Consider the following 11,822-nt stretch of genomic DNA (forward strand, 5'->3'; position numbering starts at 1 on the left):
CGAGAACAGGTTGAACTGCTGGAAGATCATGCCGATCCCGCCGCGGATCCGGCGCAGCTCCCGCTCCCCCAGCGCGGTGATGTCGACTCCGTCGACGTGGATCGTCCCGCTCGTGGCGGGTTCGAGGGCGTTGATCAGCCGCACCAGAGTGGACTTGCCCGCGCCGGAGTATCCGATGATGCCGAACACGTCGCCCTGCTCGATGTCGAGGGTGACGTCGTCGACGGCGATCACAGGCGCGCTGTCGCGCCCCGCTGCCGGGTAGCTCTTGGTGACGCCGGCGAGGCTCACGATGGGCATGTGTTCTCCCGAGGGTGGGATGCGGTGTGCACGGGAATCGGGCGGCGCGAGTTCGCGCCGCCCGATTCTCTCGCATTCAGGTGTGAACGCGGGATGTCACTTCTTGATGACGGTGTCCTCGAGAACCGTCTTCAGCGACTTCTGCAGGTCGGCGGCCGCGGTCTTCAGCGGCACCGCCGTGTCGCCCGAGGACTCCTGCAGGCCCTTCTGCACCGCCGCGTCGGTCTGGAAGATCTCGACGAGCTTCTTGTAGGTGGGGTTGTCCACGTCGTCGGCCCGGGCGGCGAAGATGTTCACGTACGGCAGCGCGTTCGGGTCGGTCGGATCGTCCTGCGCGATGGCGTCCTTGAAGCTCAGACCCGCGTCCTTGACGAAGTCGTTGTTGATGATCGCCGCGGCGACGTCAGGCAGAGCGGTCGGGATGACCGCCGCCTCGAGCGCGGTGACCTTGACCTTGGACTTGTCGGTGTCGACGTCGGCGAGGTCGCTGACGATGGTGCCGCCGCTCTTCAGCTTGATGAGGCCGGCCGACTGCAGCACCAGCAATGCGCGCGCCTGGTTGGAGGCGTCGTCCGGCACGGCGACGGTCTCGCCCTTCGGGATGTCCTTCACCGAGTCGTACTTCTTCGAGTACAGGCCCAGCGGGTAGATCGCGGTCGCGCCGATCGGCTGCAGGTCCTTGCCCGAGGCCTTGTCGTACTGCGCGAGGTAGACGATGTGCTGGAACTGGTTCAGGTCGAGCTCGCCCTCGGCGAGCGCGGGGTTGGGCTGCTCGTAGGAGCCGAAGTCGACCAGCTCGACGGAGATGCCCTCCTTCTTGGCCGCGGCGACGAACGCGGGCCACTGGGCGTCGCTCTTGCCGACGACGCCGATCTTGACCGTGTCGTCCTTCTTGGCGGAGTCGGTGGAGGATGCCGGGTTGGAGGCGCACCCGACGAGGGAGGCGATCAAGACAGCGGCCGTTGCGGCGGCGGCTGCGAGGGTGGTGATGCGACGGGACATGGTCTGTGATTCCTCTCGTGGGGGACTCGAAAACGGTACGTGGCGGCCGCGGGCGCACCGTAATCGGCCCGTCACATTACGTCACAGCGCCGGCGGTCTCACTACGCATCGCGCCGCTCCCGGGTGGACGGGCGGACAGACGGAGAGGAGCATCAGGCCCGTGGGAGTGGACGCACCACCTCACCACGGGCCTGGTCGCGTCCCCAGCCGCGAGAGCAGCGCCACCGTCCCCACGATCCCCCAATCGGGGTAGACGGGCGTCTATATGCTCGTAGACGAGCGTATATCACTCGCGTGATGACGTCCAGACCGCCTGGATGCCGTCGATGACGACGGCTTCGGCATCCGGGACGCCCAGTCCGGTCAGGGCCGTGGCGAAGCTGTCGACGGCGTTCTGCGCCGAGTAGTCCGTCAGGAACCGCGCGATCGCCAGCTCCCCCGAGACGAGCAGCTGCAGGAAGAGCGTGGCCTGCGCAGGCGGCATCCGCAGCTCACCACACTCCCGGGAGAGGTGATCGGCGAGGAAGCCCGCGACGACGTCGCGCGAGGTCACGTAACCGCGCCGTGCGATCTCGACGGGCACGGAGCGGTCCTGGTAGAGCGCGAGCCATGCGGCGGCGATCGGATCGGCCGCTCCCGCCCGCGCGAGCCCGGCGAAGTACGCGATGCAGCCCCGTATCGCGCTGTCGGGGAAGAGCCGACGGGCGTCCTCCGCGACCTGGACGGCGATCTCGTCCGCACGGTCGAACACGGCGATCGCGATGTCCTGCTTGGTCGGGAAATGGTGCCCGAGCGCGCCCTTGGTGAGCCCGAGCCTGGCCGCGATCCGCGACAGCGAAGCCGCCGCGTAGCCGCGTTCGATCATCTCCTCGCTGGCGGCGGTCAGCAGGCGCAGTCGAGTGCGGTGTGCGGGGGAATCGGGGAGCACCCATCCACCATAGGGCGCGAGGGCGTCGCGGTGCAGGTCAGTCCAGCTGCTCGGTGAGCTCGAACCAGCGCAGCTCGAGCCCGTCCACCTCGTCCTGCTGCGCCTGGATCGTCTTCATCCGCTCGCCGAGCCCGGCGTAGTCGGACTGATCATGGTCGGCCAGCGCGTGCTTGGCGCGATCGATCTGCTCGTTGAGCTTCTGCATCCGACGCTCGAGGGCTGCGAGCTCCTTCTCGGCGGTGCGGCGCGCCGCGCCGTCGAGGGCGGGGGTCTTCGCGGGCGCCGCCGGGCTCGCAGCGGCGTCGGACGCGCCGCCGGACCTCTGCTCGAGAGTCCGCAGGCGGAGATACTCGTCGATGCCGCCCGGCAGATGCCGCAGGTGGCCGCCCATCACGGCGTACTGCTGGTCGGTGACGCGCTCCAGGAAGTACCGGTCGTGGCTCACGACGAGCAGTGTGCCCGGCCACGAGTCGAGCAGGTCCTCGATCGCGGCGAGCATGTCGGTGTCCATGTCGTTCGTGGGCTCGTCGAGGATCAGCACGTTGGGCTGGTCCAGAAGCACGAGCAGCAGCTGCAGGCGCCGCTGCTGGCCGCCCGAGAGCTCCTTCACGCGAGTGGACAGCTGCGCGGAGCTGAAGCCGAGCCGCTCCAGGAGCTGACCGGGCGTGAGATCCTGCGCCTTCGATCCGGTCCCGAACGTGTACGAGGTGCGCAGCCCGCTGATGACCGTGCGCACCGGCTCGTCCCAGTGCTGCTCGAGCTCGTCGATCCGCTGGGTGAGTGTGCGCACCTGCACGGTCTTGCCGCGCTTCACCCGTCCGCTCGTGGCCTCCACGGATCCGGCGATCAGCCCGAGCAGCGTGGACTTGCCCGCGCCGTTGACGCCCAGGATGCCGGTGCGCTCCCCCGGCGCGATGCGCCACTCGACGTCGCGCAGCACCACTCTGCCGTCATAGGAGACGCCGACGTCCAGCAGATCGACGACGTCCTTGCCGAGGCGGGAGACCGCCAGCGACTGCAGCGAGACGGAGTCGCGGATCGGCGGCACGTCGGCGATCAGCTCGTTGGCCGCGTCGATGCGGAACTTCGGCTTGCTGGTGCGCGCGGGCGCGCCACGGCGCAGCCATGCCAGCTCCTTGCGCGCCAGGTTCTGCCGCTTCGCCTCGGATGCCGCGGCCATCCGGTCGCGCTCGACGCGCTGCAGGATGTACGCCGCGTACCCGCCCTCGAACGGCTCGACGATCCGGTCGTGCACCTCCCAGGTGGCGGTGCAGATCTCGTCGAGGAACCAGCGGTCGTGCGTGACGACCAGCAGCGCCCCGGCGTTCTTGGCCCACCGGGTCTTCAGGTGCCCCGCGAGCCAGGTGATGGCCTCGACGTCGAGGTGGTTGGTGGGCTCGTCGAGCGCGATGACGTCCCAGTCGCCCGCGAGCAGTCGTGCCAGCGCGACCCGGCGGCGCTGTCCGCCGGAGAGGGAGGCCACCGACGCGTCCCAGTCGAGGTCGGCGACGAGGCCGGCGATGACGTCGCGCACCTTCGCGTCGCCCGCCCACTCGTGCTCCGGGGTGTCCCCCACGACCGCGCGCCCGACGGTGAGGGCGTCGTCGAGGGTGTCAGCCTGATCGAGCACGCCGATCGTCGTCCCCCCGCGCACGGTCACGCGGCCGGCATCCGGCTCCTTCCGCCCGGCGAGCATCCCGAGCAGGCTCGACTTGCCGTCGCCGTTGCGTCCGACGATGCCGATGCGGTCCCCCTCCTCGATGCCGAGGGTGACCGAGTCGAAGACGACGCGCGTGGGGTACTCGAGGTGGAGCGCTTCGGCGCCGAGGAGATGTGCCATGTCGTCTTCCAGGGTAGTCGTGCGCGCCTGTCGCGCTTTGCTGCGTTCCTGGGCGCCTCCATAATGGAGTGCACCATGTGAACGTACACATCGAGGGGGTCGAGGCACCGTGGACCGCGTCCGGGCACCGAACATCCGCGATGTCGCGCGCCTGGCCGGAGTCTCGTACCAGACCGTCTCCCGGGTGCTGAACGACTCCCCCAACATCCGCTCGGCGACCAGGGATCGCGTGCTGGCCGCGATCGACGAGCTCGGCTACCGCCCGAACCAGGCCGCGCGCACGCTCGTGACCAGCCGATCGCGCACCATCGGCGTGCTCACCTCGATGTCGGTGCACTACGGCCCGACCACCGCGATCAACGCGCTCGAGGTCTCGGCCCGCGAGGCGGGGTACCGCATCAGCCTGACCACGCTGGCCACGGGCGATGACGCCTCGATCCGCGGCAGCCTGGACTTCCTGATGTCGCAGGGCATCGAGGCGCTCGTCGTGATCGCACCACAGGAGCGCATCATCCAGGCCCTCGCAGACGCGTCGATGAGCATCCCCACGATCACGCTCGACACGAGCGGACGCGCGAACGCGCACAGCGTCGGCGTCGATCAGGTCACGGGGGCGCGCCTGGCCACCCAGCACCTCATCGACCTCGGCCACACCGACATCGTGCACATCGCCGGTCCTCGCGACTGGATCGAGGCGGATGCCAGGATGCAGGGCTACCTGCAGGCCCTCTCGGATGCCGACCTTCGCACCCGGGCGCCCATCCTCGGCGACTGGAGCGCGGCCTTCGGGTACTACGCGGGTCGTGAGCTGCTGCGCTACCGGGACTTCACGGCGGTGTTCGCGGGCAACGACCAGATGGCCCTCGGCTTCCTGCACGCCTGCCGGGAGATGGGCATCGACGCTCCGGGCGAGATGAGCGTCGTCGGCTTCGACGACATCCCCGAGGCCGCGCACTTCGCCCCGCCGCTGACCACCGTGCGCCAGGACTTCGCCGAGATCGGCCGCCGCGCCATGTCGATGCTGCTCGCCCTGATCGACGGCGGGGATGCCGAGCAGGCGCGGGTCCTGCCCGAGCTCGTGGTGCGTGCGTCGACGGCGCCCGCGCCGCGCTGACCCGGACCGGACCTGGCCCGGGCGGGCGTCGATCATCACGAATCGGTAACCCCTCCTTCGGGGGCCGTTGACAGATGTGACCGTTTCGCATGTATCATCGAGCACACGTTGTGAACGGTCACAAATGAGAGCACGGCCCAGCTGGGGCCACCCGCAAGACGATGGAGTCCCGAAGATGCCGCATCCCTCAGCCCCGCAGGATCGGGCTGACGCCGCCGTGGCGCAGGTGCTCATCGCTCGCACCCGCGAACAGCTCTGCGAGGCGTGCGCGACGGCATCCGCCCTGCCCTCCCCCGCCGCGGTGTCCGCGCGCGTCGACGGCACGGACCTCTTCGTGATCACGCCCGACGCAGCGGATCTGTCCTCCGTCGGCCCGTCGCAGACCTCCGTCTTCGGCATCGACGGCCGCATCGTGAGCGCGCCGTGGGACCGCCGCACGGCACCGTCCTCCGCATCCTCCGAGCACGCCGGCATCCACCGGGCGGGCGCGGGGCGCTCCGCGGCCTCCTGCGCCGGCCGCATCGTGCACGCACCGACTCCCGCGGCGGCTCTCCGGGCCATCGCGGAACCGGCGGGCTTCCCGCCCGCCGACCGAGCCCACCCGGGCTCCCGCACCTCCCTTCCCTCCGGGAAGGTCGGCGAAACGCACCACATAACCGATCCACACCACACAAGGAGCACACAGTGAAGATGAAGAGGTCTCTCGCGCTCGTCGGCATCGCCGCCACGGCCACACTCGTCCTGGCCGGCTGCAGCGGCACGCGCGGCGGCGACGCCCCCGCGGCGGGCGGCGACAAGGCGGCATCCGACTTCACCGTCGGCGTCGCGATGCCCACCCAGCAGTCCGAGCGCTGGATCGCCGACGGCGACAACGTCAAGAAGACCCTCGAGGACATGGGCTACAAGGTCGATCTGCAGTACGCGAACGACGACATCCCGACGCAGGTGTCCCAGATCGAGAACATGATCTCCACAGGCGCGGACGCCCTGATCGTGGCATCCATCGACGGCACCACGCTCACCGACGTGCTGCAGCAGGCAGCCGACGACAAGATCCCGGTGATCGCATACGACCGCCTGATTAACGGTACGAAGAACGTGGACTACTACACGACCTTCGACAACTACCAGGTGGGCGTGCAGCAGGCGACCAGCCTGCTCACCGGCCTGGGCGTGCTCGACGAGAACGGCAAGGACACCGGCGTGACCGGTCCGCTGAACGTCGAGCTCTTCGCCGGCAGCCCCGACGACAACAACGCCACGTTCTTCTGGAACGGCGCCATGGACACCCTCAAGCCCTACCTGGACAAGGGCGTGCTGAAGGTGCCGTCGGGTCAGACCAGCTTCGAGCAGGCCGCGATCCTGCGCTGGCTGCCCGAGACCGCGCAGAAGCGCATGGAGAACATCCTCACCGTCATCGGCGGCACCAAGCTCGACGGTGTGCTCTCGCCCTACGACGGCCTGTCGATCGGCATCATCTCGGCGCTCACCTCGGGCGGCTACTCCGCCTCCGCCCTGCCGGTGATCACGGGTCAGGACGCCGAGGCCGGCAGCGTCAAGTCGATCGTCGCCGGTGAGCAGTACTCGACGATCTTCAAGGACACCCGCGAGCTGGGCAAGCGCGCCGCGCAGATGGTGGATGACATCCTCAAGGGCAAGAAGCCCGAGGTGAACGACACCAAGACCTACGACAACACGGTCAAGGTCGTGCCGTCGTACCTGCTGAAGTCCGTCATCGTCACGAAGGACAACTACAAGAAGGTCCTGATCGACAGCGGCTACTACACCGAGGGCGACCTCAAGTGACCGCCCGGGGTGGGGCCCGCCGTCCCGGCGGGCCCCACCCCGGCATTCCTCAGGCAGAAGGGAGGAGAAACGCATGAGCACGATCCTCGAGATGCGCGACATCACGAAGGAGTTCCCCGGCGTCAAGGCGCTGCAGGACGTGACGATCGAAGTCGAGCGGGGCCAGGTGCACGCCATCTGCGGCGAGAACGGCGCCGGCAAGTCCACGCTCATGAAGGTGCTCTCGGGCGTGTACCCGCACGGCACCTACACCGGTGACATCGTCTTCGAGGACGAGGTGGCGCAGTTCCGCGACATCCGCGACTCCGAGGACCACGGCATCGTCATCATCCATCAGGAGCTCGCACTGAGCCCGTACCTCTCGATCGCCGAGAACATCTTCCTCGGCAACGAACGGGCACGGCACGGCCTGATCGACTGGCGCGCCACCAACCTGGAGGCGCAGAAGCTGCTCGCACGGGTCGGACTGGGCGATGACCCGTCCACGCCCGTGAACGAGATCGGCGTCGGCAAGCAGCAGCTCGTCGAGATCGCCAAGGCGCTGTCGAAGGAGGTCAAGCTCCTCATCCTCGACGAGCCGACCGCGGCGCTCAACGACGACGACTCCGCGCACCTGCTCGACCTGATCCGGCATCTGAAGGGCCAGGGGATCACGTCGATCATCATCAGCCACAAGCTCAACGAGATCAAGGACATCGCGGACAAGGTCACCATCATCCGCGACGGCCGCACGATCGAGACGCTCGACCTCCTCAGCGAGGACGTCAGCGAGGATCGCATCATCAAGGGCATGGTGGGGCGCGACCTCGCGCACCGCTACCCCGACCGCTCGGTCGACCTCGGCGAAGAGGTCTTCCGGATCGAGGACTGGTGGGTGCATCATCCCGCCGACCCGAGCCGCACCGTCATCCACGGCGCGAACCTGAACGTGCGCGCCGGCGAGGTCGTCGGCATCGCAGGGCTCATGGGCGCCGGGCGGACCGAGCTGGGCATGAGCGTCTTCGGCCGCAGCTACGGGACGAACATCACCGGCCGCGTCTTCGTGCGCGGGCAGGAGGTGAACACGCGGACCGTGTCGGCCGCGATCGCCGCCGGCATCGCCTACGCCACCGAGGACCGCAAGCAGTACGGGCTCAACCTGATCGAGGACGTCAAGCGGAACATCTCCGTCGCCGCCCTCGGCAAGCTCGCCAGGGGCGGCTGGGTGAACGGCCGCGAGGAGGTGGTCGTCGCGGAGGGGTACCGCAAGAGCATGAACATCAAGGCGCCCTCGGTGTCATCGGTGGTCGGCAAGCTCTCCGGCGGCAACCAGCAGAAGGTCGTGCTGTCCAAGTGGCTCTTCGCCGATCCCGAGGTGCTCATCCTCGACGAGCCGACCCGCGGCATCGACGTCGGAGCGAAGTACGAGATCTACTCGCTGATCAACAGGCTGGCGGCGCAGGGCAAGGGCGTGATCGTGATCTCGTCCGAGCTTCCCGAGCTGCTGGGCATCTGCGATCGCATCTACGCGCTCTCCGAGGGGCGCATCACCGGGGAGGTCGACATCGCGGATGCCACTCCCGAGACCCTCATGCAGTACATGACCAAGGAGAAGGAAGCCGACCATGTCCACCCGTAGCGAGACCGCACCCCGGACGAACGAGGTGCTCTCCCAGCTGACCTCGCGGATGCGTCAGATCGGCATCTTCCTGGCGCTGATCGCCATCGTCGTGTTCTTCCAGGTCGTCACCGGCGGCAAGCTGCTCACCGCGGGCAACGTCGCCAACATCATCGTCCAGAACAGCTACATCCTGATCCTCGCGATCGGCATGGTGATGATCATCATCGCCGGGCACATCGACCTGTCGGTGGGCTCGGTCGCCGCGTTCGTCGGCGCCATGTCGGGTGTGATGGTCGTGCACTGGGGCTGGCCGTGGTGGCTCGGCATCATCGCCTCGCTGCTGGTGGGAGCCCTGGTGGGCGCCTGGCAGGGCTTCTGGGTCGCGGTGGTCGGCATCCCCGCGTTCATCGTCACGCTGGCCGGCATGCTGCTGTTCCGGGGCCTGACGCAGATGGTGCTCGGCAACACGCAGATCACTCCGTTCCCGAGCGAGTACCGCCTGCTCGGCGGCGGGTACCTGTTCCCGCAGCTGTTCCCCGCCTCCACCTCGCCGGTGGAGTGGATCACCTTCGGACTGGGCGTCGTGACCCTGGTGCTGTTCGTCGGCTACGAGCTCGGAGAGCGGTCGAAGCAGGCGAAGATGGGGCTGGAGACCGAGGCGCGCACCTGGTTCCTGGTGCGCCTGATCGGCGGCGTCGCCCTCATCGCGTACCTCACCTACCTGCTCGGAATGGCCGACGGATCGCGCGGCACCCCGGTGGTGCTGATCGTGCTGGCCGTGCTGATCGTCGGCTACACCCTGGTGATGAGCCGCACCGTGTTCGGTCGCCACATCTACGCCATCGGCGGCAACCGGCACGCGGCCAACCTGTCCGGCATCAAGTCGCGCCGGATCGACTTCTGGCTGTTCGTGAACATGGGCGTGCTGTCGGCCCTGGCCGGCCTCGTCTTCACCGGTCGCCTGAACTCCGCCGGTCCGGGCGCGGGAAACCTGTTCGAGCTGGATGCGATCGCCGCGGCCTTCATCGGCGGCGCGGCCGTGCAGGGCGGCGTCGGCCGCATCGTCGGCGCGATCACCGGTGGTCTGATCATGGGCGTGCTGAACAACGGCATGTCGCTGATGGGCGTCGGCACCGACTCCCAGCAGTTCATCAAGGGTATGGTGCTGCTGCTGGCCGTGGCCTTCGACGTCTGGAACAAGCGCCGCCAGCGCGCCTGAGGCACGGATGCGGCTCGGGGGCCCGGTGGATCGTGTTCGCGATCCACCGGGCTCCTCCGCGTCGGCGGCCGGCTCAGGCGGGGCGTGCGGATGCCGGCCGCGACGACGCCCGCACCACGAGCGTGGGCTCCAGCACCGTCCTCGATGCGGCGCGGCTCGGGTCGGCGATGCGCTCCAGCACGGATTCCAGAGCCACGCGGCCGGTCTCCTCGAACGGCTGCCGCACCGTGGTCAGCTGCAGCGCCTCGGCCAGCTCGCCGTCGTCGTAGCCGGTCACGGTCGTGTCCGCGAGCTCCGGGGTCCCCGAGACCGCCTTCAGCACGGCGGCGGCCAACCGGTCATGATTCGCCACGAACGCCGTCACGCCCTTCGCCACCGCCGAGCGCAGGGCATCCGCCTCGACACGATCGGGCCCGGCGGATGCCACCGGCAGCAGCTGCAGCTGCTCGGTCATCCCGTCCGCGCGCAGCATCCCGGCCGACACGTACCCCTGCGAGCGCTGCACCTCGTGCACGAACGCCACCCGGCGGTGTCCCAGTTCGCGCAGGTGGGCGCCGAGCATCCGCCCGCCTGCGAGGTCGTCTACGAGCACCGACGACGCCCCTGATCGCGCCGGCCTCACGATGTCGACGAAGGCCAGGGGCAGACGGGCGGCGCGACTGGCGCGCAGGGCCGCGCCGCCGAGCGGCACGCCCATCATGATCAGCCCGGCGACATCCGCCCGCGCGGGCAGCGACTCCAGCAGCGGCGCCGTGGCGCTCGCGGCGGAGTCGAGGTCGTAGGGCACGAGGTCGACGGCGGCGGAGCGCGCGCGGCGCAGCATGCCCGCCATCCGTCGCAGGTAGGTCGGGTAGCTGGTGTAGGGCGCAGCGACCGCGATCCGGGACACGCCGGATCGCCCGTCCGAGGTCATCCGGTATCCGAGCGCGGCCGCCGCGGCGACGATGCGCTCCCGCGTCTCGGTCCGCACCCGGTGCGGCGTGTTCACCGCGAGCGACACGGTCGAGATGCTGACGCCGGCGCGCTCGGCGACGTCGTAGATGGTGGCCTTGGCGGGTGTCTGACTCATGCGCGGGCTCCGGTTCATCGAAGTGCTTCGATCCCGGACAATCGTTGCACAGCACCAGAGAGGATGCCCGATGTCATTCACGAAGAGGACTTCCACCGCCCGCAGCTCGACTCCGCGGTCGCCGCCTTCGAGGCGCGGATCGCGCCGCTCCTGGCCCGCGAGCCCCGCTCGGCAGCCGGTCGCCGCAGGGTGGCGCAGGAGAACGACGACCGCCTGTCTGCGGAGCTGGGCATCACGCCGCGCCCCACGGCGAGCGCCGACCACATGGTCGCGGTGTCGGGGCATCCGGATGTGCGGGTGCGCGTGTACTGGCCGGATGAATCCCCGGCGGAGGCGGGCGATGACCTCCCCGCGATGCTGTACTTCTACGGCGGCGGCTTCACCATCGCCGGCATCGACTGGGTCTCGTGGGATGCCCGGTTCCGCGATCGCGCGCACGACTCGGGGACGGTCATCGTCGCCGTCGACTACTCGCACGCGCCCGAGGTGCGCTTCCCGGCTCAGCCCGAGCAGGGCTGGGCGGCACTGGAATGGCTGTTCGCGCACGCGGTGGAGCTCGGCATCGACACAGATCGCATCGCGATCGGCGGCGCCTCGTCCGGCGGCAACATCGCCGCGGCTGTCACGATCATGAACCGCGAGCGCAGCGGGCATCCGATCCGCCTCCAGCTGCTGGAGAATCCCGCCCTCGACCTGACGATGGGCCACGCCGACATGCGCGGGATCTCGCCCGGGATGCCCGGCGTGATCATGCGCAGGGTGGGACGGATGCTGGTGCGGCAGTACGTGGGTCGCGGCCGGCGGACCGCTCGCGACCCGCACGTCTCGCCGCTGCTGGCCGCATCGCACACCGGTCTTCCGCCCGCCTGGATCTGCACGTGCGAGCTGGATCCGCTGCGGGGAGACGGAGAGGCCTATGCCCGCGCACTTTCCGCGGCGGGGGG

At 69.2% G+C, this 11,822-nt stretch carries 11 protein-coding genes; 6 read left to right on the plus strand and 5 right to left on the minus strand.

Features of this window, described 5'->3' with window-relative positions:
• From BGN97_RS10205 to BGN97_RS10220, 4 genes are all read right to left on the minus strand, one after another.
• Nucleotides 1-300: ATP-binding cassette domain-containing protein (locus BGN97_RS10205; RefSeq protein WP_292700898.1), on the minus strand; the 300-nt coding region annotated here is incomplete at its 3' end.
• A gap of 96 nt (nucleotides 301-396) precedes the next feature.
• Nucleotides 397-1,302 (minus strand): MetQ/NlpA family ABC transporter substrate-binding protein, encoded by a 906-nt coding sequence (locus BGN97_RS10210; protein WP_292700900.1) that lies wholly within the window; start codon nucleotides 1,300-1,302, stop codon nucleotides 397-399.
• Nucleotides 1,303-1,588: 286 nt separating this feature from the next.
• Nucleotides 1,589-2,230 (minus strand): TetR/AcrR family transcriptional regulator, encoded by a 642-nt coding sequence (locus BGN97_RS10215; RefSeq protein WP_292700903.1) that lies wholly within the window; start codon nucleotides 2,228-2,230, stop codon nucleotides 1,589-1,591.
• A gap of 37 nt (nucleotides 2,231-2,267) precedes the next feature.
• Nucleotides 2,268-4,070, minus strand: a complete 1,803-nt coding sequence (locus BGN97_RS10220; protein WP_292700906.1) for an ABC-F family ATP-binding cassette domain-containing protein — start codon at nucleotides 4,068-4,070, stop codon at nucleotides 2,268-2,270.
• A gap of 109 nt (nucleotides 4,071-4,179) precedes the next feature.
• On the opposite strand from BGN97_RS10220, the gene BGN97_RS10225 reads away from it, so the two are divergent.
• The 5 genes from BGN97_RS10225 to mmsB all read left to right on the plus strand — a co-directional run bounded on the left by BGN97_RS10225 (nucleotide 4,180) and on the right by mmsB (nucleotide 9,809).
• Entirely contained in the window at nucleotides 4,180-5,184 is a 1,005-nt protein-coding gene (locus tag BGN97_RS10225) for a LacI family DNA-binding transcriptional regulator (RefSeq protein WP_292700908.1), read from the plus strand.
• 175 nt (nucleotides 5,185-5,359) lie between these two features.
• Nucleotides 5,360-5,872, plus strand: coding sequence for a class II aldolase/adducin family protein (locus BGN97_RS10230; protein ID WP_292700911.1), 513 nt, complete (start codon nucleotides 5,360-5,362; stop codon nucleotides 5,870-5,872).
• 2 nt (nucleotides 5,873-5,874) lie between these two features.
• On the plus strand, nucleotides 5,875-6,990 hold the full coding sequence (gene chvE / locus BGN97_RS10235) for a multiple monosaccharide ABC transporter substrate-binding protein (RefSeq protein WP_292701218.1): 1,116 nt from the start codon (nucleotides 5,875-5,877) through the stop codon (nucleotides 6,988-6,990).
• Between the two features lie 73 nt (nucleotides 6,991-7,063).
• A complete protein-coding gene (mmsA, locus tag BGN97_RS10240; protein WP_292700913.1) occupies nucleotides 7,064-8,608 on the plus strand; it encodes a multiple monosaccharide ABC transporter ATP-binding protein in 1,545 nt (514 codons plus the stop codon).
• On the plus strand, nucleotides 8,595-9,809 hold the full coding sequence (mmsB, locus tag BGN97_RS10245) for a multiple monosaccharide ABC transporter permease (protein WP_292700914.1): 1,215 nt from the start codon (nucleotides 8,595-8,597) through the stop codon (nucleotides 9,807-9,809). Before mmsA ends, mmsB begins: the two co-directional genes overlap by 14 nt.
• Nucleotides 9,810-9,882: 73 nt before the next feature.
• On the opposite strand, the gene BGN97_RS10250 is transcribed toward mmsB, so the two are convergent.
• The gene (locus tag BGN97_RS10250; RefSeq protein WP_292700917.1) at nucleotides 9,883-10,878 is read right to left on the minus strand and encodes a LacI family DNA-binding transcriptional regulator; all 996 of its coding nucleotides are present in this window, start codon (nucleotides 10,876-10,878) and stop codon (nucleotides 9,883-9,885) included.
• A gap of 63 nt (nucleotides 10,879-10,941) precedes the next feature.
• On the opposite strand from BGN97_RS10250, the gene BGN97_RS10255 reads away from it, so the two are divergent.
• A partial coding sequence (locus BGN97_RS10255; RefSeq protein ID WP_292700920.1) for an alpha/beta hydrolase occupies nucleotides 10,942-11,822 on the plus strand: 881 nt, incomplete at its 3' end.

The sequence above is a fragment of the Microbacterium sp. 69-10 genome, assembly GCF_001897945.1.
Classification (GTDB): Bacteria; Actinomycetota; Actinomycetes; order Actinomycetales; family Microbacteriaceae; genus Microbacterium.

Excerpts from the sequence above, each read along its gene's own strand:
- chvE (WP_292701218.1), top strand. The coding sequence starts at position 5,875 with ATGAAGAGGTCTCTCGCGCTCGTCGGCATCGCCGCCACGGCCACACTC.
- BGN97_RS10230 (WP_292700911.1), top strand. The coding sequence starts at position 5,360 with ATGCCGCATCCCTCAGCCCCGCAGGATCGGGCTGACGCCGCCGTGGCG.
- mmsA (WP_292700913.1), top strand. The coding sequence starts at position 7,064 with ATGAGCACGATCCTCGAGATGCGCGACATCACGAAGGAGTTCCCCGGC.
- BGN97_RS10210 (WP_292700900.1), bottom strand. The coding sequence starts at position 1,302 with ATGTCCCGTCGCATCACCACCCTCGCAGCCGCCGCCGCAACGGCCGCT.
- BGN97_RS10250 (WP_292700917.1), bottom strand. The coding sequence starts at position 10,878 with ATGAGTCAGACACCCGCCAAGGCCACCATCTACGACGTCGCCGAGCGC.
- BGN97_RS10220 (WP_292700906.1), bottom strand. The coding sequence starts at position 4,070 with ATGGCACATCTCCTCGGCGCCGAAGCGCTCCACCTCGAGTACCCCACG.
- mmsB (WP_292700914.1), top strand. The coding sequence starts at position 8,595 with ATGTCCACCCGTAGCGAGACCGCACCCCGGACGAACGAGGTGCTCTCC.